The sequence below is a fragment of the Streptomyces sp. NBC_01116 genome (assembly GCF_041435495.1).
Classification (GTDB): Bacteria; Actinomycetota; Actinomycetes; order Streptomycetales; family Streptomycetaceae; genus Streptomyces.
On record NZ_CP108644.1, the window covers coordinates 4,323,199 to 4,342,755 of the forward strand.

At 71.4% G+C, this 19,557-nt stretch carries 14 protein-coding genes; 9 read left to right on the forward strand and 5 right to left on the reverse strand.

The window, feature by feature from the left end; all coding sequences use genetic code 11:
• Positions 1-371: 371 nt before the first annotated feature.
• From hisC to OG245_RS18860, 5 genes are all read left to right on the forward strand, one after another.
• Positions 372-1,451: a histidinol-phosphate transaminase gene (gene hisC, locus OG245_RS18840; RefSeq protein ID WP_371624662.1), complete on the forward strand. Its 1,080-nt coding sequence runs from the start codon at positions 372-374 to the stop codon at positions 1,449-1,451.
• A gap of 261 nt (positions 1,452-1,712) precedes the next feature.
• Complete coding sequence (locus tag OG245_RS18845) at positions 1,713-3,224, forward strand: cytochrome ubiquinol oxidase subunit I (protein ID WP_371624663.1); 1,512 nt, start codon at positions 1,713-1,715, stop codon at positions 3,222-3,224.
• A 17-nt stretch (positions 3,225-3,241) separates the two neighbouring features.
• Positions 3,242-4,243, forward strand: a complete 1,002-nt coding sequence (cydB, locus tag OG245_RS18850) for a cytochrome d ubiquinol oxidase subunit II (RefSeq protein ID WP_371624664.1) — start codon at positions 3,242-3,244, stop codon at positions 4,241-4,243.
• A gap of 87 nt (positions 4,244-4,330) precedes the next feature.
• The gene (gene cydD / locus OG245_RS18855) at positions 4,331-7,870 is read left to right on the forward strand and encodes a thiol reductant ABC exporter subunit CydD (protein ID WP_371624665.1); all 3,540 of its coding nucleotides are present in this window, start codon (positions 4,331-4,333) and stop codon (positions 7,868-7,870) included.
• A 273-nt stretch (positions 7,871-8,143) separates the two neighbouring features.
• Positions 8,144-9,850 (forward strand): GAF domain-containing sensor histidine kinase, encoded by a 1,707-nt coding sequence (locus OG245_RS18860; protein ID WP_371624666.1) that lies wholly within the window; start codon positions 8,144-8,146, stop codon positions 9,848-9,850.
• A 175-nt stretch (positions 9,851-10,025) separates the two neighbouring features.
• Here OG245_RS18860 and OG245_RS18865 read toward each other — a convergent pair whose 3' ends face one another.
• Positions 10,026-10,901 carry a Cof-type HAD-IIB family hydrolase gene (locus OG245_RS18865; protein WP_371624667.1) on the reverse strand — a complete coding sequence of 292 codons (876 nt, stop codon included), beginning with the start codon at positions 10,899-10,901 and terminating at the stop codon, positions 10,026-10,028.
• A gap of 130 nt (positions 10,902-11,031) precedes the next feature.
• Between OG245_RS18865 and OG245_RS18870 the strand changes: the two genes are divergently transcribed.
• On the forward strand, positions 11,032-11,934 hold the full coding sequence (locus OG245_RS18870; RefSeq protein ID WP_371624668.1) for an LLM class flavin-dependent oxidoreductase: 903 nt from the start codon (positions 11,032-11,034) through the stop codon (positions 11,932-11,934).
• Positions 11,935-11,955: 21 nt separating this feature from the next.
• Here OG245_RS18870 and OG245_RS18875 read toward each other — a convergent pair whose 3' ends face one another.
• The 4 genes from OG245_RS18875 to OG245_RS18890 form a co-directional block, all read right to left on the reverse strand.
• The gene (locus OG245_RS18875; protein ID WP_371624669.1) at positions 11,956-12,546 is read right to left on the reverse strand and encodes an RNA 2'-phosphotransferase; all 591 of its coding nucleotides are present in this window, start codon (positions 12,544-12,546) and stop codon (positions 11,956-11,958) included.
• 200 nt (positions 12,547-12,746) lie between these two features.
• A complete protein-coding gene (locus tag OG245_RS18880; RefSeq protein ID WP_371624670.1) occupies positions 12,747-13,694 on the reverse strand; it encodes a MerR family transcriptional regulator in 948 nt (315 codons plus the stop codon).
• Positions 13,691-15,463, reverse strand: a complete 1,773-nt coding sequence (locus OG245_RS18885; RefSeq protein ID WP_371624671.1) for an SDR family oxidoreductase — start codon at positions 15,461-15,463, stop codon at positions 13,691-13,693. Before OG245_RS18885 ends, OG245_RS18880 begins: the two co-directional genes overlap by 4 nt.
• Positions 15,460-16,320, reverse strand: a complete 861-nt coding sequence (locus OG245_RS18890; protein ID WP_371624672.1) for a M24 family metallopeptidase — start codon at positions 16,318-16,320, stop codon at positions 15,460-15,462. The genes OG245_RS18885 and OG245_RS18890 overlap by 4 nt, the downstream gene beginning before the upstream one ends.
• 402 nt (positions 16,321-16,722) lie before the next feature.
• On the opposite strand from OG245_RS18890, the gene OG245_RS18895 reads away from it, so the two are divergent.
• The 3 genes from OG245_RS18895 to OG245_RS18905 are packed head-to-tail and all read left to right on the forward strand — an operon-like array spanning position 16,723 to position 19,533.
• On the forward strand, positions 16,723-17,727 hold the full coding sequence (locus OG245_RS18895; protein ID WP_371627919.1) for an ABC transporter ATP-binding protein: 1,005 nt from the start codon (positions 16,723-16,725) through the stop codon (positions 17,725-17,727).
• Entirely contained in the window at positions 17,717-18,625 is a 909-nt protein-coding gene (locus tag OG245_RS18900) for an ABC transporter permease (RefSeq protein ID WP_371624673.1), read from the forward strand. The genes OG245_RS18895 and OG245_RS18900 overlap by 11 nt, the downstream gene beginning before the upstream one ends.
• Positions 18,622-19,533, forward strand: a complete 912-nt coding sequence (locus tag OG245_RS18905; RefSeq protein ID WP_371624674.1) for an ABC transporter ATP-binding protein — start codon at positions 18,622-18,624, stop codon at positions 19,531-19,533. Before OG245_RS18900 ends, OG245_RS18905 begins: the two co-directional genes overlap by 4 nt.
• The last annotated feature ends 24 nt before the right edge of the window (positions 19,534-19,557 follow it).

The following is a 19,557-nucleotide window of genomic DNA, read 5'->3' on the forward strand; positions in this document are numbered from 1 at the left end:
GTCCGGTCGCATATGCCCACGTTGACAGGCACGTTTCTGCAAGGTCACGAACCATCAGAAACCTTATAATGAAAGGAAGTTGAGCGCCATTGCATGCGTGTTTCAGGTGCTGGGGAGCGGCAGCCTGCTGTATGTGCGATGTCTCGAAGAGGTCTCAACTCACCACTTCGGGGGACGCGCGCCACGGCGCGAGCCACCGGCGTGCGCCGGAACGGGAAACGCTCCCCCCGGGAGAGGCCCCGGGCCGGCCCCGTGCGAGGCCCCATTCCCGGGCACTGCGGTCGATTTCCCGCTCGGGCCATTCGCAGCGGGGCCCAATCCTCATAAGGTGTGCAGTATTGCTGTGAACGGACGGTCGAGGAGGACCTGCGGTGAGCGAGACGAGCCCCAAGCTGCGCGCCGAGCTGGACGGCGTTCCCGCCTACGTGCCGGGGAAGCCGGCGGCGGCCGGCGGACCGGTCGCGTACAAGCTGTCCTCCAACGAGAATCCCTATCCGCCGCTGCCGGGGGTTCTGGAGTCGGCGCTCGCCGCCGCCGGGAACTTCAACCGCTACCCGGACATGGCGTGCACCGGCCTGATGAACGAGCTGGCCGACCGTTTCGGTGTGCCCCTCGCGCATCTCGCCACCGGGACCGGGTCGGTGGGGGTGGCCCAGCAGCTGCTCCAGGCCACTTCCGGACCCGGTGACGAGGTCATCTACGCCTGGCGGTCCTTCGAGGCGTACCCGATCATCACGCAGGTCAGCGGCGCGACCTCGGTGAAGGTGCCGCTGACCGGGGGCGAGGTGCACGACCTCGACGCGATGGCGGAGGCGATCACCGACCGGACCCGGCTGATCTTCGTCTGCAACCCCAACAACCCCACCGGCACGGTGGTGCGCCGGGCCGAGCTGGAACGGTTCCTCGACCGGGTGCCGAACGATGTCCTGGTGGTGCTCGACGAGGCGTACAAGGAGTTCATCCGCGACGCCGAGGTGCCGGACGGCATCGAGATCTACCGGGACCGGCCCAATGTGGCGGTGCTGCGGACCTTCTCCAAGGCGTACGGTCTGGCCGGCCTGCGGGTCGGCTTCGCGGTGGCCCACGAGCCGGTGGCCGCGGCGCTGCGCAAGACCGCGGTCCCCTTCGGGGTGAGCCAGCTGGCGCAGGACGCGGCGGTGGCCTCGCTCCGCGCGGAGGACGAGCTGCTGGGCCGGGTGGGCTCGCTGGTCGCCGAGCGCACCCGGGTGAGCGCGGAGCTGGTGCGCCAGGGCTGGACGGTGCCGGAGTCGCACGCGAACTTCGTCTGGCTGCGGCTCGGCGAGCGGACCCTCGACTTCGCCGGGGCCTGCGAGCGGGCCGGGGTGGTCGTGCGGCCCTTCAAGGGTGAGGGCGTCCGGGTCTCGATCGGCGAGAGCGAGGGCAACGACCTCTTCCTGAAGGCGGCGGAGGCGTTCCGCGCGGAGCTGTAGGCCTCGCACGCGCCTGTACGACCGGGTGGGCCCCGGACCTCGATCGCGAGGTCCGGGGCCCTTCGCGTACGTGACGTGAGGCCGGTTTTCGGGGGCGGGGCCGAAAAGGGGTACCCCCGGCGAAGGGCCCGAAAGTGTGTGCGCCATAATTGCTTGTGAATGTGAACGCGTTCACAAGCGTGCCCTGGTTCCTCCCGAAATCGGTCGGATCAAAGGGGCATAGTGCCGGTATGACCACGGCGATGTAAGGAGACTGACGACGTGGACCTCGCTCTGGCGCCGGAGACCCTGGCGCGATGGCAATTCGGCATCACCACCGTCTACCACTTCCTCTTCGTCCCCCTGACGATCTCGCTCGCCGCGCTCACCGCCGGCCTGCAGACCGCCTGGGTGCGGACGGAGAACGAGAAGTACCTCAGGGCGACCAAGTTCTGGGGCAAGCTGTTCCTGATCAACATCGCCATGGGCGTCGTCACGGGCATCGTCCAGGAGTTCCAGTTCGGTATGAACTGGTCCGACTACTCGCGCTTCGTCGGCGACATCTTCGGTGCTCCGCTCGCCTTCGAGGCGCTGATCGCCTTCTTCTTCGAGTCCACCTTCATCGGGCTGTGGATCTTCGGCTGGGACAAGCTGCCTAAGAAGATCCACCTCGCCTGCATCTGGATGGTCTCGATCGGCACGGTCCTCTCCGCCTACTTCATCCTGGCGGCGAACTCCTGGATGCAGCACCCGGTCGGCTACCGGATCAACGAGGAGCGCGGCCGCGCCGAGCTCACCGACTTCTGGCGGGTGCTCACCCAGGACACCGCGGTCACCCAGTTCTTCCACACCATCACGGCCGCGTTCCTGGTCGGCGGGGCCTTCATGGTCGGGATCGCCGCGTTCCACCTGGCGCGCAAGAGGCACATCCCGGTGATGCGGACCTCGCTGCGCCTGGGGCTGATCACCGTCGTGGTCGCCGGCATGCTCACCGCCGTCAGCGGCGACAGCCTCGCCAAGGTCATGTTCCGGCAGCAGCCGATGAAGATGGCCGCCGCCGAGGCGCTGTGGGACGGCCAGGAGAGGGCGCCCTTCTCGATATTCGCGTACGGGGACGTCAGCGAGGGCCACAACTCCGTGGAGATCTCGCTGCCCGGGGTGCTGTCCTTCCTCGCCAACAACGACCCGAACTCGTACGTCCCCGGCATCAACGACATCAACAAGGAGGCGCAGGAGAAGTACGGGCCCGGCGACTACCGCCCCAACATCCCGGTCGCGTTCTGGAGCTTCCGGTGGATGATCGGCTTCGGTATGGCCTCCTTCGGCCTCGGCCTCCTGGGGCTCTGGCTGACCCGGAAGAAGTTCCTGCTGCCACCGGCGCTGCGGACCGGTGAGGACGAGGTACCCCATCTCGTCCTCTTCAAGAACAAGGCGCTGAGCCCGAGGCTCACCAAGCTCTACTGGGTCGTCGCGCTCTGGACGCTGCTCTTCCCGCTGATCGCCAACTCCTGGGGCTGGATCTTCACCGAGATGGGCCGCCAGCCGTGGGTCGTCTACGGGGTGCTCCAGACCCGTGCGGGGGTCTCCCCCGGTGTCTCGCAGGGCGAGGTCATCACCTCGATGATCGTCTTCACCCTGCTGTACGCGGTGCTCGCCGTGATCGAGGTGAAGCTGCTCGTGAAGTACATCAAGGCCGGGCCGCCGGAACTCACCGAGGACGACCTCAACCCGCCGACCAAGATCGGCGGCCACGACGAAGAAGACGCCGACCGGCCCATGGCCTTCTCGTACTGAGCAGCAGGAGCTGAGAGATGGAACTCCACGACGTCTGGTTCGTGCTCATCGCCGTCCTCTGGACCGGCTACTTCTTCCTGGAGGGATTCGACTTCGGCATCGGGGTCCTCACCAAGCTGCTGGCCCGCGACCGCAAGGAGCGCCGGGTCCTGATCAACACGATCGGGCCCGTCTGGGACGGCAACGAGGTCTGGCTGCTCAGCGCGGGCGGCGCGACCTTCGCCGCCTTCCCCGAGTGGTACGCCACCCTGTTCTCCGGCTTCTACCTGCCGCTGCTGATCATCCTGTTCTGCCTGATCGTGCGTGGCGTCGCCTTCGAGTACCGCGCCAAGCGGCCCGAGGAGCGGTGGCAGACGAACTGGGAGACCGCGATCTTCTGGACCTCCCTGATCCCCGCGGTGCTGTGGGGCGTGGCGTTCGGGAACATCGTGCGCGGCGTGAAGATCGACGCGGACATGGAGTACGTCGGCAACTTCTTCGACCTCCTCAACCCGTACGCGATCCTCGGCGGCCTCGTCACGCTCACCCTCTTCACCTTCCACGGGGCGGTGTTCGCCGGCCTCAAGACGGCGGGCGACATCCGCGTCCGGGCCCGCGCCCTGGCGCTGAAGCTGGGGCCGGTCACCGCGGTGCTGGCGCTGGTCTTCCTGGTCTGGACGCAGGCGGACAACGGGGACGCCTGGAGCCTGGGGGCCATGATCGTGGCGGTGGTGGCGCTCCTGGCCGCGATCGGGGCCATCGCCAAGGGCCGCGAGGGCTGGTCGTTCGCGTTCTCGGGCGTGACGATCGCGGCGGCGGTCGCGATGCTCTTCCTGACGCTCTTCCCGAACGTCATGCCGTCCTCGCTGAACGACGCCTGGAACCTCACGGTCACCAACGCCTCGTCCAGCCCGTACACGCTCAAGATCATGACCTGGTGCGCGGGTATCGCCACGCCCGTCGTGCTGCTCTACCAGGGCTGGACCTACTGGGTCTTCCGCAAGCGCATCGGCACCCAGCACATCGCCGACGCGCACTGAGTCCGGTGCGCTGCCGCGGGCCCGGCGAGGCCCGCGGCAGCGCACCATCCCGCAGAGTTCACCGACCCCGCCGGGGGGATGTTTCACGTGAAACCGATCGATCCGCGTCTGCTCCACCACGCACGCGCCACCCGCCTCTTCCTGGCGGCGGTGGTGGCCCTCGGCTTGGTCGGCGCCCTGCTGGTGATCGCCCAGGCGATGCTCATCGCCGAGATCGTGGTGGGCGGTTTCGAGGGCGGACTCACGGTCACCGCGCTGCGCACCCCCCTCCTTCTCCTCGCCGCGGTCGCCCTCGGCCGGGCCCTCGTCGCCTGGCTCACCGAACTGGCGGCCCACCGCGCCAGCGCGGCCGTCAAGTCCGAACTGCGCGGCCGGCTCCTGGAGCGGGCCGCGCGGCTGGGCCCCGACTGGCTGAGCGGGCAGCGCACCGGTTCGCTCGTCGCGCTGGCGACCCGGGGCATCGACGCGCTCGACGACTACTTCGCCCGCTATCTCCCGCAGCTCGGACTCGCCGTCGTGGTGCCCGTGGCGGTGCTCGCCCGGATCGTCACCGAGGACTGGGTGTCGGCGGCGATCATCGTCGTCACGCTGCCGCTCATCCCGCTCTTCATGATCCTGATCGGCTGGGCCACCCAGTCCCGGATGGACCGCCAGTGGCAGCTGCTGTCCCGGCTCTCCGGACACTTCCTGGACGTCGTCGCCGGGCTGCCGACCCTGAAGGTCTTCGGACGGGCCAAGGCCCAGGCCGAATCGATCCGCACGATCACCTCCGACTACCGCCGGGCCACCCTGCGCACCCTGCGGATCGCCTTCCTGTCCTCGTTCGCCCTGGAGCTGCTGGCGACCCTGTCGGTCGCCCTCGTCGCCGTCACGATCGGCATGCGGCTCGTCCACGGCGAACTCGACCTCTACACCGGCCTGGTGGTCCTGATCCTGGCCCCGGAGGCCTATCTGCCGATCCGCCAGGTCGGAGCGCAGTACCACGCGGCGGCCGAGGGCCTGTCGGCCGCAGAGGAGATCTTCACGGTCCTGGAGACCGAACCCCGGGCCCCGGGCACCGAGGACGTGCCGGACACCCTGCGGCTGGAGCTGGCGGACGTGACCGTGCGCCACGAGGGCCGCACCGAACCCTCGTTGGACGCCGCGTCGCTCACCGTGGAGCCGGGGGAGACCGTCGCCCTGGTCGGCCCGAGCGGCGTCGGCAAGTCCACCCTGCTGAACGTGCTCCTCGGATTCGCCGTACCCGACGAGGGGCACGTCCGGGTCGGCGGCCGGGACCTCATGGACCTGGACCTCGAACGCTGGCGGAGCCGCATCACCTGGGTCCCCCAGCGCCCCCACCTCTTCGCGGACACGATCGCCGAGAACGTGCGCCTCGCCCGCCCCGACGCCGACGACGAGGCGGTCCTCGCGGCGCTGCGGGACGCGGGCGCGTACGACTTCGTCGCGGCGCTGCCCGACGGGGTGCGGACGGCCCTGGGCGAGGACGGCGCCGGACTCTCCGCGGGCCAGCGCCAGCGCCTCGCCCTCGCCCGGGCGTTCCTCGCCGACCGGCCGCTCCTGCTGCTGGACGAGCCGACCGCGAGCCTGGACGGCGAGAGCGAGGCGGGCATCGTCGACGCCGTCCGGAGGCTCGCCGCCGGGCGGACCGTGCTGCTGGTCGTCCACCGCCCGGCCCTGCTGGCGGTCGCCGACCGCGTGGTGACCCTGGAGCCGCTTACCGACGTGCGGGAGCCGGCCGAGAACGGGAGCGGCACGCGTGCCGTAGCCGCCGGACCGGCCGTCCCGCAGCCGCTCGCCGGGGGCGAACTCCTGGACGCCCGCCGGGCGGAGGAGCTGCGCGCGGCCGACGGCGGGCAGGTGAGGACCGGTGCCCGCCCCGGACGGGTGCTCGCCCGGGTCCGCGAGGCGGCCGGGGCGCAGCGGGGGCGGCTGACCCTGGCCCTGCTGCTCGGCAGCCTGGCGGTGGGTTCTGCCGTGGGCCTCATGGCGGTCTCCGGCTGGCTGATCTCCCGCGCCTCCGAAGAGCCGCCGGTCATGTACTTGATGATGGCGGTCACCGCGACCCGCGCCTTCGGCATCGGCCGGGCGGTCTTCCGCTACGCCGAGCGGCTCGTCTCGCACGACGCCGTCCTGAAGCTCCTCGCCGAACTGCGCGTCGCCGTCTACCGGGGCCTCGAACGCATCGCCCCCGGGGGCCTGCGCACCACGCGGCGCGGCGACCTGCTGTCCCGGCTCGTCGCCGATGTGGACGCGCTCCAGGACTACTGGCTGCGCTGGCTGCTGCCGGTCGGCACGGCCGTCGTGGTGGGGGCCGCGGCCGCCGGGTTCACCGGCTGGCTGCTCCCGGAGGCGGGCGTCATCCTGGCCGTGGGCCTGCTGGTCGCCGGGGTCGGCGTCCCGCTCGTCAGCGGCGCCTGCGCCCGCCGTACGGAGCGTCAGCTCGCACCCGCCCGTGCCGCCCTGGCCACCCGGGTCACCGACCTCCTGGGCGCCACCGCCGAACTGACCGTCGCGGGCGCGCTGCCCGCCCGGCAGACGCGGCTGCGCGCGGCCGACACCCTGCTGACCCGGATCGCCTCGCGCGCCGCCGCCGCGACGGCACTGGGCGGTGGGCTGTCCGCCCTGGTCTGCGGGCTCACCGTGGTGGCCGCTGCGACCGTCGCCGTCCCCGCCGTGCAGGACGGCCGACTGTCCGGTGTCGCCCTCGCCGTGGTGGTGCTGACCCCGCTGGCCGCCTTCGAGGCCGTCACCGGGCTGCCGCTCGCCGTGCAGTACCGCCAGCGTGTCGCGCGGAGCGCGGAGCGGGTGTTCGAGGTGCTGGACGCCCCCGTGCCCGTACGGGAGCCGGAGGCCCCCGCCGAGGAGCCCGCGTCCCCGTTCCCGCTGGAGGTGCGCGGGCTGAGCGCCCGCTACCCCGGGGCCCGGCACGACGCGCTGGCCTCGCTCGACCTGACGCTGACGCCAGGGCGGCGCATCGCGGTCGTGGGTCCCTCCGGCTCGGGCAAGACGACGCTCGCCCAGGTCCTGCTGCGCTTCCTGGACGCCTCGTCGGGGACGTACCGGCTGGGCGGCGTCGAGGCGTCCGCGCTGGATTCGGACACGGTCCGGCGCTCGGTCGGACTGTGCGCCCAGGACGCGCACGTCTTCGACAGCACGATCCGCGAGAACCTGCGCCTGGCCCGCCCCGGGGCGACCGACGCCGAACTGCGCGACGCGCTCTCCCGGGCCCGGCTCCTGGACTGGGTGCTGGCCCTGCCGGAGGAGCTCGACACCCCGGTGGGCGAGCACGGCGCGCGGCTCTCCGGGGGCCAGCGCCAGCGCCTCGCCCTGGCCCGCGCGCTGCTCGCGGGCTTTCCCGTACTGGTCCTGGACGAGCCGGCCGAACACCTCGACCTGCCGACCGCCGACGCCCTCACCGCCGATCTGCTGGACGCGACCCGGGGCCGCGCGACCGTACTGATCACCCACCGGCTGACCGGCCTCGACACCGTCGACGAGGTGCTGGTGCTGGACGCGGGCCGGGTCGTGCAGCGCGGACCGTACGCCGAACTCGCCGCCGAGGACGGGCCGCTGCGCCGCATGCTGGAGCGCGAACGGGAGACGGTCGGGGCGGGAGTCCGGTAGCGGCGACGGCCCGGACCGGGCCCCGGACCGTACGCAGGACCGGACCCCGGACCGTACGCAGGACCGGACCCCGGACCGTACGCAGGACCCCGGGCCTCGGACCGTACGCAGGACCGGGCCCCGGACCGTACGCAGGACCGGGCCCCGGACCGTACGCAGGACCGGACCCCGGACCGTACGCAGGACCCCGGGCCCCGGACGAACGGTGCCCGCTTCACCCGGCGAGCACATTCTCGACTTTCGCCCTCTATCGGTACTAACTAGGCTCGGGCCATGTCAGAGCCCGACCCGCAGGACTCCCTCGACGCCGCCACCCGGGCCACCCGCAGCCTCCAGGGTCTGTCCACCGAGCTGACCGCGCGGGTGCCGCAGCTCCTGGAGGCGATGCGTTCCGTCGGCGCGGGGCTGGAGCTGCACTCCACCCTGGACCGGATCTGCGAGACGGCGGCCGAGCTCGCCCACGCCCGGTACGCCGCCATCGGCGTCGTCGACGAGCTGGGCGAGGGCCTGTCGGACTTCGTCACCTACGGCGTTCCGCAGGAGGTGGCCGAGGCGATCGGGCGACGCCCCGACGGTCACCGGGGTCTGCTCGGGGCGCTGATCCACGACCCCGTCCCGGTCCGGCTGGCCGACCTGACCACCGATCCGCGGTCCGCGGGCTTTCCGCCGGGGCACCCCCCGATGCGGACCTTCCTGGGGGTGCCCATCCGGGTCCAGGGGGACGTCTTCGGCAACCTCTACCTGGCCGAGAAGCAGGACGGCGCCGAATTCAGCGACTACGACCTCCACATGGTCCGGGTGCTCGCCACGGAGGCCGGGATCGCCATCGGCAACGCCCGGCTGTACGAGGCGGCGCGGCAGCGGGAGCACTGGATCGACGGTTCGGTCGCGGTCACCACGGCCCTCCTGTCGGGCGGGGACGCCGACGAGGCGCTGTCGGTGGTGGCCGAGCAGGCCCGTCGGCTCGCCGACTCCGCCGCCGGGATCGTGCTGCTGCCCGCCGAGGAGGGCGGGCTGGAGATCGTCGCCGTCTCGTCCGACGATCCCGCGTCCTCGCTCGGCGTGATCATCCCGCCCCGGAGCGCGGTGGCGGCGAAACTCCTGGCGGGCGAGGCGGTGTTCATCGACGACTCGGCCACCGACAGCCGGATGGTCACCAGGCTGGCCGACCGGTTCGGCCCCAGCATGATGCTGCCGCTCCACAGCGGCGGCCGGGTGCTCGGCGCGCTGGCCACCCCCAGGTCCCGGGGCGCGCGCCCGTTCACGGAGACCGAGCGGACGCTCGCCACCCAGTTCGCCTCCCAGGCGGCGCTCGCGCTGATGATGGCCGAGGCGCAGCGTGACCGGGAGCGTCTCGCGGTGTACGAGGACCGCGACCGGATCGCCCGCGACCTCCACGACCTGGTCATCCAGCGGCTGTTCGCCACCGGGATGATGCTGGAGAGCGCCCAGCGCGGATCGGTGGTGCCCGAGGTGCGGACCGGTGTCGGCCGGGCGGTCGACGAGCTGGACGTGACGATCCAGGAGATCCGCACGGCCATCTTCGCGCTCCAGCAGGAACCGGCCGAGGCCCCCTCGGGGCTGCGCACCCGCGTGCTGCGGGAGATCAACATGGCGGCCGTCCCGCTCGGCTTCAAGCCCTCGCACCGCTTCCTGGGCCCGGTGGACTCGCTCGTCGGCGAGCTGACCGGCAAGAACCTGGTCGCCGCGCTGCGCGAGGCCCTTTCCAACGCGTTCCGGCACGCGGGGGCGTCGCTGATCGACGTGGTCGTCGACGCGACGGTGACGCTGCCGGACGGGCGGGCGGCGGTGCGGCTCTCGGTCGCCGACGACGGGGTGGGCATCCCGGAGGGCGGCCGCCGCAGCGGACTGCGCAACCTGGCCCGCCGGGCGGAGTCCCTGGGCGGATCGAGCCGGATCGAACCGGGGATCGGGGAGGACGGCGGCGGTACGACGGTGGTGTGGGAGGCGCCGCTGTGAGGGCGGCCCGAGGGTGGCCCTGCCGGACGGTCGGGGCGGGGCGCCCGCCGGCCGGTGAGCCGCGCGCCGGGCCCGCCGGCCGGTGTTGCTGCGAGGCCGGGGCCGCGGGCCGGTGCGTCGGCGCGCCGGTCCGCTGATGTGCTGGTGTGCCGGTCCGCTGATGTGCTGAAAGGTTTCAGCGGTTCTCTGCGCGGGCGGCGAGGATGCGCTCGATGACGACCGCGACCCCGTCCTCCTCGTTGGTCGCGGTCCGGCCCGAGGCGGCGGCCACCGCGTCCGGGTGGGCGTTGCCCATCGCGAACGAGGCGCCGGCCCAGCTGAGCATCTCGATGTCGTTGGGCATGTCACCGAAGGCGACCACCTCGGCGGACGAGATGCCGCGCTCGGCACAGCAGGCGGCGAGCGTGGTGGCCTTGGAGACGCCGAGCCCGCTGACCTCCAGGAGCGCGGAGGGACTGGAGCGGGTGAAGGCGGCCCGGTCACCGGCCGCCGTACGGGCCAGCGTGAGGAAGGCGTCGGGCGCCAGCTCGGTGTGGTGGGCCAGCACCTTGAGCACGGGCGCGCCGGTGCCCGGGGCGTCCTCGTGCAGCAGCTTCTCGGCAACCGCCACGGTGGCTCCCGGATCCAGGTGGAAGGGGGGGTAGGCCGGTTCGTAGTTGATGCCGGTGGTCATCTCGACGGCGAAGGAGGTGCCGGGGGCCGCCTCGCGCAGGGTGCGTACGACGTGCAGGGCTGCCGCGCGCTCCAGCGGCCGTACGGAGAGCAGCCCGCCGTCCGTCCGGAGGTCGGTGACCACGGCGCCGTTGGCGCAGATCGCCGTACCGTGGCTCTGGACGTGGTCCCGTACGACGTCCATCCAGCGGGCCGGCCTGCCGGTGACGAAGAAGACCTCGATCCCGGCCTCCTCGGCCGCCGCGAGGGCCGCGACCGTGCGGGCGGACAGCGTCTTGTCGTCACGCAGAAGGGTGCCGTCGAGGTCGGTGGCGATCAGCCGGGTCACGGCGGGAAGAGGCGTATCGGTCACTGAGGTCACCGGCCCATTCTCGCCCATAAAGGTGCACGGGCGTGCGGAGGGGCGCACATCTGAGTGGGTAGGACGCTGATCTGGAGAAAAGTCCTCTGGCATATGCCGAAGCCATGAGGTGGCCGTCACCCGTGCGCACGGTCGTAGGCTCAGGGGCATGAGCCCTCGCCTGAGCACCGTGATCCTTCCCGTCCACCGCTGGCACGAGGGCGGGCGTGAGCACTGGCAGCGCGCGGAGGGGCTGGGCTTCCACACCGCCTACACCTACGACCACCTGTCCTGGCGGACCTTCCGGGACGGCCCGTGGTTCGGGGCGCTGCCCACGCTCACCGCCGCGGCGACGGCCACCGAACGCCTCCGGCTGGGCACCCTCGTGACCTCGCCGAACTTCCGCCACCCGGTCACGCTGGCCAAGGAGCTCATCTCCCTGGACGACATCTCGGGCGGCCGGGTCACCCTCGGCATCGGCGCCGGCGGCAGCGGCTTCGACGCCACCGCCCTGGGCCAGGACGCCTGGACCCCGCGCGAACGCGCCGACCGCTTCGCCGAGTTCGTCCCGCTCCTGGACCGGCTGCTCACCGAGGACGCGGTGACCGAGCACGGGAAGCACTACGCCGCGGAGGAGGCCCGCAACATCCCGGGCTGTGTCCAGCGCCCCCGGCTGCCCTTCGCGGTCGCCGCGACCGGGCCGCGGGGACTGAAGCTCGCCGCCCGCCACGGGCAGGCCTGGGTCACCACCGGCGACCCCAAGCTGTACGAGAACGGCACCCCGGAGGAGTCGCGGGCCGCGCTGCGGGGGCAGAGCGAGAGGCTCACGGCGGCCTGCGCGGAGATCGGCCGGGACGCCTCCGAGCTGGACCGGATCCTGCTCACGGCCTTCACCCCGGAGCGCAACGGCCCGCTGGAGTCCGTGGACGCGTTCGTCGACTTCGCGGGGCGCCACGCGGAGCTGGGCTTCACCGAGATCGTCATCCACGCCCCGATCCCGGACTCGGTCTTCGATGTCGACCCGAAGGTCTTCGAGCGCATCGCGACCGAGGCGCCCGCACAGCTGGCGTAGCGGCGTAGCGACCGGGGTCTTTCAGTCGCGCAGGCGCAGGAGCCGAGGCGGTACGGCGTCGGCGAGCCAGACGCCGTTGGCGCTCACCCGGAAGACATGGCCGGCGCGGTGCATCGCGCCCGCGTCCACGGTGAGGACGAGGGGGCGGCCGCGACGGGCGCCGACCCGGGTGGCCGTCTCCCGGTCGGGGGACAGGTGGACGTGGTGGCGGGCCATGGGGCGCAGGCCCTCGGTCCGGATCGCGTCCATCACCCGGGCGACCGTGCCGTGGTAGAGGTACGCGGGCGGTTCGGCCGGCGGCAGGTCCAGGTCGACGGCGACGGTGTGGCCCTGATTGGCGCGGATGCGGTCGCCTTCGATGCCGCCCTGGACGCCGCTCCGGGCGCCGCGCTCGACGCCGCTCTCCATGGTGAAGCGCCGCTTGTCGTTGGCGGCGACGACGTGGTCGAGCTCGGCGCGGGAGAAGGCGAATCCGTGCCGGGCGGCTGCGCGCAGCAGCTCCTCGACCACCACCCAGCCGTTCTCGTCGAGGGTGAGACCGATGCGTTCCGGCTGGTGCCGCAGATGCTTCGAGAGGTACTTGGACACCTTGACGGTGCGACGTCCTTCCATGGGCGCCAGAGTGCCCGTGGCGGCCTGGCCCGTGCATCCGCATTTCGGCTCGTCGGCTCGTCGTGTCTTCGTGTCTTTGGCTCGTCGGTTCATCGTTCTTCTATGGTTCTTCGGCTTTCTTCCTCCAACAGGTTTGATCCACAGCCAACTTGAGTTATCCACAGAGTATTTGGCGGTTCTGTGGACAACGCGCCTACACTTTAGGGGCTTTCGTTAATTTCGCCCTCTTTGGCATGAGTTGCTGTGAGGTCATCCAAGGTGCGTGCCTGTATCTCCCGTTCGGTGGCCGCCGCCACGAAGGCCGCCACGCGATCCGGGCCAACCAGCTCGCGCACAGCCTGTGTTGTCCGCGCGGGAAGCAGCACGGGACGGGTCGCATCCTCGGCGATCGCCGTCTTCTCGGCTCCGAGGTGGTGGTGCAGATGGCGTGTGGCGAACGTCCGCATGGCGCGGGCCAGTTCCGCGTCCACCGTCTGCTGTGCGAGTGGCCGCAGACGGCGTACGAGAGTCGCTGCCTCGGCCGCGTCGGAGTCGGTGGGCGGCCGATGGCCGAGATAGCGGGCGAAGACGTGCTCGGTGGTGAACTCCAGGAAGCGGGAGGCTATGTGCTCCACCTGGCCGCGCAGCTCCCTCAGGTGACCGGAGATCGCGGGCAGCGGGACCCCGGCCCCGTACAACTCGACGGCCACCGCCAGCTCTTGCGGACTGGGGACGAGGAACTCGTCGTCCCGGCCGGGCACCCGCTCCAGCACGCCGAGCTCCACCGCCTCGGCGATGGCCTCGTCGTCCTGCCGGCCGCCGAACCTCGCGTCCAGCTCCCGGCGGCTGATCCGGTCGGCCTCCTCGTCCGTCCACGGACCGTGTACCTCGGCGACCAGACCGAGCACCCCGCCCAGCCCCCGCCCCGCGTCCCACGCCTCCAGCAACTCCTTGATGCTGGCCAGGGTGTAACCCCGGTCGAGCAGGTCCGCGATCTGTCGCAGCCGGGCCAGATGGGTCTCCCGGTACACATTGGCCCGTCCGCGCCGCTCGGGCGTCGGGAGCAGCCCCCGGTCCTGATAGGCGCGGATCGTGCGCACCGTGGCCCCGCTGGCGTGGGCCAGGTCCTCGATCCGGTACTCGGCGGTCCGGGCCCCGTCCCCGGTCACAGCGGAGGCTTCAGCCGGGCGACGGAGCGCAGGGCCCCGGGGCTCAGCCGGGACAGCAGTCGCGCGCCGCGCGCCTCCGGGGTCACCGGCACCACCGCCTGGTTGCGCACGACCGCCCGCAGGATCGCGTCGGCGACCTTCGTAGGCGGGTAGTTGCGCCGCCCGTAGAGACGGCTCGTCCGCTTCTGCAGCCGCTCCTCCTCCGCCGCGTCGGCCCCCGCGAAACGTGTGGTGGCGGTGATGTTGGTGTTGACGATGCCGGGGCATATCGCGCTCACCCCGATCGACTTCTCCGCCAGCTCGGCCCGCAGGCATTCGCTGAGCATGAGCACGGCCGCCTTCGACGTGCTGTACGCGGGCAGCACACGGGAGGGCTGGAAGGCCGCGGCCGAAGCCGTGTTGACGATGTGACCGCCCTGGCCCCGGTCCGCCATCTGCTTGCCGAAGATCCGGCAGCCGTGGATGACGCCCCACAGATTGACGTCGAGGACCTTCTTCCACTCCTCGCTCGTGGTGTCCAGGAAGGAGCCGGACAGCCCGATACCCGCGTTGTTGACCAGGACGTCGACGATGCCGTGCTCGGCGGCGATCCGGGCGGCGAGCTTCTCCATCGCGTCCTCGTCGCTGACGTCGACCGCCTCGCCCCAGGCCGCGGGCGCCCCGATCAGCCGAGCCATCTCCGCGGTCCGGGCCGCCCCTTCCGCGTCCCGGTCCACGGCCACGACCCGGGCGCCCGCCTCGGCGAACGCGAAGGCCGTGGCCCGCCCGATCCCGGATGCCGCGCCCGTCACCAGGACCAGCTGGCCGCCGAACCGCTGCGCGTAGGGGCCCTGCGCGACCGCCTGCTGCACGGGCGCGCCGTCCCGTCCGGCGGACTCGTTCGCGGTCACGAACTCGTTGACCCAGGAGGCCAGCTGGTCCGGCCGGGTGCGGGGCACCCAGTGCTTGGCCGGGAGCGAGCGGCGCACCAGCGTGGGAACCCAGTCCTCCAGCCCGTCGTAGAGCCGCTCGGAGAGGAAGGAGTCCCCGGTCGGCGTGATCAGCTGGACGGGTGCGTGGGCGTAGGCGTCCGCTCGGGGCCTGCTCAGCCGGGCACGGACGTTGTCGCGGTAGAGCCAGGCCCCGTGTGCCGCGTCGTTCGGCAGGGAGGCGGTGGGGTAGTCGCCCGCGGGCACCTTCTCCATCCGCTCCAGGATCCGGGGCCATCGCTTCCCGAGCGGGCCGCGCCAGGCGAGCTCGGGCAGGACCGGGGTGTGGAGCATGTACACGTACCAGGACTTCGCGCCCTGGCCGAGCAGCTGGCCGACCCGGCGCGGGGTGGGGCGGCTCATCCGGTGCTTGATCCAGTGCCCGAAGTGGTCCAGGGACGGCCCGGACATCGAGGTGAAGGAGGCGATCCGGCCCTCGGTCCTGCCGACCGTGACGAACTCCCAGGCCTGGACGGACCCCCAGTCGTGACCGACCACGTGCACCGGTCGGTCCGGACTGACCGTGTCGATCACGGCCAGGAAGTCGTCGGTCAGCTTCTCCAGGGTGAAGCCGCCGCGCAGGGGCTTCGGGGCCGTCGACCTGCCGTGGCCCCGCACGTCGTACAGCACCACGTGCCAGTGCTCGGCCAGCCGGACGGCGACGTCCGACCAGACCTCCTTGCTGTCCGGATAGCCGTGGACCAGCACCACGGTCGGCCGGCCCGCGTCGCCCAGCTCGGCGACGCACAGCTCGACGCCTCCCGTGACCACGCGTCGCTCACGCGCCTGAGACAGATTCACGCCGCCACCTTCTCCTCGGCCCAGCGCCGCACGTGCGGCAGATCGTCGTCCAGCCAGAAAGCGCTCTGCTCGGGGTCCTTGGAGTCGGTGACCACCAGGATCTCCTCGAACTTCGCGCCGGTACCCCGGAATCCGAGGTGGGGTTCGACCGCCCAGAGGCCCGGCTGCGGCGGGTGGTCGGAGAAGCGGTAGGGGCTCCACAGCGGCGACCAGCCGTCCCGGTGGCCGTGCAGGGCGTCACTCAGCAGCCCCTTGAGGGCCTGGATGCCGAATCCGAACACCTGCGGTGACCAACGGCGTTCGGCCACGCGGTCGATCTTGTGGGCGATCACGCCGAAGGGGTAGGCCCGGTGCCTGTTCGCGTATCCCTGCGCGGTCATGAGGCGTTCGACGTCCTCGTAGATCTCGCGCAGCGAACGGCGCTCGCGCACCTCCCGCAGGATCAGCTCGCGGTGGGCCTCCAAATCGTCCAACAGCTTGTCGTGCAGCGGATTGAGGCCGAGGCATCCCGCATAACCGACATCGGCGGTGAAGCCCTTGTGCACCGGGGCCATGTCGAGGATGAACGGCATCCCCGGCTCCAGTCTCCGGTCGGTCGGGAAGAACTGCAGCGGCACCTTGAACCCGGCGAACGCCGTGCGGTCCCCGAACCAGGCGAACGGGAGGTGGAACCAGTCGCGCACGCCGCGTTCACGCAGCCAGTCGCGCTGCATCCGGGCCGCCTCGCGCTCGGTCACCCCTGACCGCAGCTGACCGGCGACCGCCTCCGCGCAGGCATAGGCCAGGCGCTGGACGTCCCTGAACCCCCGCAGCTCCGGGGTGATTTCGTGCTGCACTGCCGAGGTCATGCCGGTCATGCCACCGTCCGTTCCCTGCCGTGTGCGGTACGCGTCCGTAACGTGACACTGATGAATGTGACAATGTCCGGCGGCTGCGTCAAGAGGGCCGCACGCCCTGTGGACAAGCACGGGCTCCGGGCACCCGTCTGTGGAAAACTCCGCCCCCCGCGCGGGGGGACCTCAGCCCTCGCACGTGGGAGCCCAGCCGCCGGCACCTGGTGAACCTCGGCCGCCCGGCCCTGCCCGCCCCGCCCGGCCCCGCCCGGCCCGGAGTCCGGGCCTCGTCCTTCGCGGGGTCCCCCTACGGGCGCGTACGCCTGGAGTCTGACGCGGATCCAGCCGTCAGGGCTGACGACCCCTGTGGTCCGCGCCACTAACGTCGTTTCCGTGACAGCCGTAATCGCTACCGAAGCCCTGAGCATGCGGTTCCCCCGGGTGACCGCGCTTGACCGGCTCACGTTGGACATCGGACCGGGTGTGACCGGTCTGGTGGGTTCCAACGGAGCCGGCAAGTCCACACTGATCAAGATCCTGCTGGGTCTTTCCCCCGCCACCGAAGGCCGGGCCGCAGTGCTCGGGCTCGACGTCGCGACCAGCGGCGCCGCCATCCGGGAACGGGTGGGGTACATGCCCGAGCACGACTGCCTGCCGCCCGACGTCTCGGCGACCGAGTTCGTCGTGCACATGGCCCGCATGTCGGGGCTGCCGCCCACGGCGGCCCGCGAGCGCACGGCCGACACCCTGCGCCACGTCGGCCTCTACGAGGAGCGCTACCGCCCCATCGGCGGCTACTCGACCGGCATGAAGCAGCGGGTGAAGCTGGCCCAGGCACTCGTCCACGACCCCCAGCTGGTCCTCCTCGACGAGCCGACCAACGGCCTGGACCCCGTCGGCCGTGACGAGATGCTCGGCCTGATCCGCCGGATCCACACCGACTTCGGCATCTCCGTGCTGGTGACCTCGCACCTCCTGGGCGAGCTGGAACGCACCTGCGACCACGTCGTCGTCATCGACGGCGGCACGCTCCTGCGCTCCAGCTCCACCAGCGACTTCACGCAGACCACCGCGACCCTCGCGGTCGAGGTGACCGACAGCGACGCCCACCCCGACGGCACCGGTGCGCTGCGCAAGGTCCTCACCGACGCCGGGATCACCCTCATCGGCCACGACGGGATCGACACGGAGGGGCTGCCGGGCGCGGGCCACATCCTGCTGATCGAGGCGGCCGACGAGAACACGTACGACCTGGTCCGCGACAGCGTCGCCGGGCTCGGGCTCGGCCTGGTCCGCATGGAACAGCGCCGCCACCACATCGCCGAGGTCTTCCGTACCGAACAGGGCGGGGCGCACAGCACCGCCGCCCCGGCCGCGGCCGCCACCGCCGGGGCCGTACAGCAGAAGGGAAGCGGTCGCGATGAGCACTGAGACCGGGACCGCGGCCGGGCGCGACGCCTCCCGGATCCACAACATCGGCTACCGCTCCTACGACGGACCGCGGCTCGGCCGGGCCTACGCCCGCCGCTCCCTGTTCTCGCAGACGCTGCGGGGCTCCTTCGGACTGGGGCGTTCCGCCAAGTCCAAGGTGCTGCCCATGCTGCTGTTCGGCGTGATGGCGATGGTCGCGGCGATCCTGGTGGCGGTCTCCATGGCCACCCCGGACGCCAGCAAGCTGGTGGTCAAGTACACCTCGTACGCGATCTACCTCCAGGCCGTCATCGGCCTGTTCATCGCCGCCCAGGCGCCGCAGGCGGTATCCAGGGACCTCCGTTTCAAGACCGTCCCCCTGTACTTCTCGCGGCCGATCGAACGCGCCGACTACGTGATGGCGAAATTCGCCGCCACCGCCGCCGCGCTCTTCATCCTCACCGGCGCGCCGCTGCTCATCCTCTATGTGGGCTCTCTGCTCGCGAAGTTCGACTTCGCCGATCAGACCAAGTGGTTCGGCCAGGGACTGGTGTCGGTGGCGCTGCTGTCCGTGCTGTTCGCCGGCCTCGGCCTCGTGATGGCCGCCCTGACCCCGCGGCGCGGCTTCGGCGTCGCCGCGGTGATCGCCCTCCTGACCATCACCTACGGCGCCGTCTCCACGATCCAGGCCATCGCCTGGGAGACCGGTTCGGAAGGGGCCGTGCAGTGGCTCGGCCTCTTCTCGCCGATCACGCTGATCGACGGCGTCCAGACCGCGTTCCTCGGTGCCTCCTCCGCCTTCCCCGGAGGGGAGGGCCCGGGCACCGGCACCGGCGTGGTCTACCTGTTCGTTGTTCTCGCGCTCGTCGCCGGCTCGTACGCCGTTCTGATGCGCCGCTACCGGAGGGTCGGGCTGTGACCACCATCGAGATCGACCACACCTCGCGCTGGTTCGGCAACGTGGTCGCCGTCAACGACGTCTCCATGACGGTGGGGCCCGGCGTCACCGGACTCCTCGGCCCGAACGGCGCCGGAAAGTCCACCCTCATCAACATGATGGGCGGATTCCTCGCCCCCTCGACGGGGAAGGTCACGCTCGACGGCCGACCGATCTGGCGCAACGAGGCCGTCTACAAGAAGATCGGCATCGTCCCGGAGCGGGAGGGGATGTACGACTTCCTCACCGGCAAGGAATTCGTCGTCGCCAACGCCGAACTCCAGGGCCTGGGAGGGGCCGAGGCGCAGAAGGCGCTCGCCACGGTCCAGATGGAGTACGCGCAGGACCGCAAGATCTCCACGTACAGCAAGGGCATGCGCCAGCGCGTGAAGATGGCGTCCGCGCTGGTCCACGAGCCCTCGGTGCTGCTGCTGGACGAGCCGTTCAACGGGATGGACCCGCGCCAGCGGATGCAGCTGATGGAGCTGCTGCGGCGGATGGGGGACGAGGGCCGCACGGTCCTGTTCTCCTCCCACATCCTCGAAGAGGTCGAGCAGTTGGCCTCGCACATCGAGGTGATCGTGGCGGGCCGGCACGCCGCGTCCGGCGACTTCCGGAAGATCCGCCGGCTGATGACGGACCGGCCGCACCGCTACCTGGTGCGCTCCAGCGACGACCGGGCCCTCGCGGCCGCGCTCATCGCCGACCCGTCCACGGCGGGCATCGAGGTCGACGTGACCGAGAAGGCGCTGCGCGTCCAGGCCGTCGACTTCGGGCGGTTCACCGAGCTGCTGCCGCGGGTGGCCCGTGAGCAGGGCATCCGGCTGCTCACCGTCTCGCCGTCCGACGAGTCCCTCGAATCGGTCTTTTCCTACCTCGTAGCGGCCTGAGTAGTGGCCTGAAAGGAGCTGTGC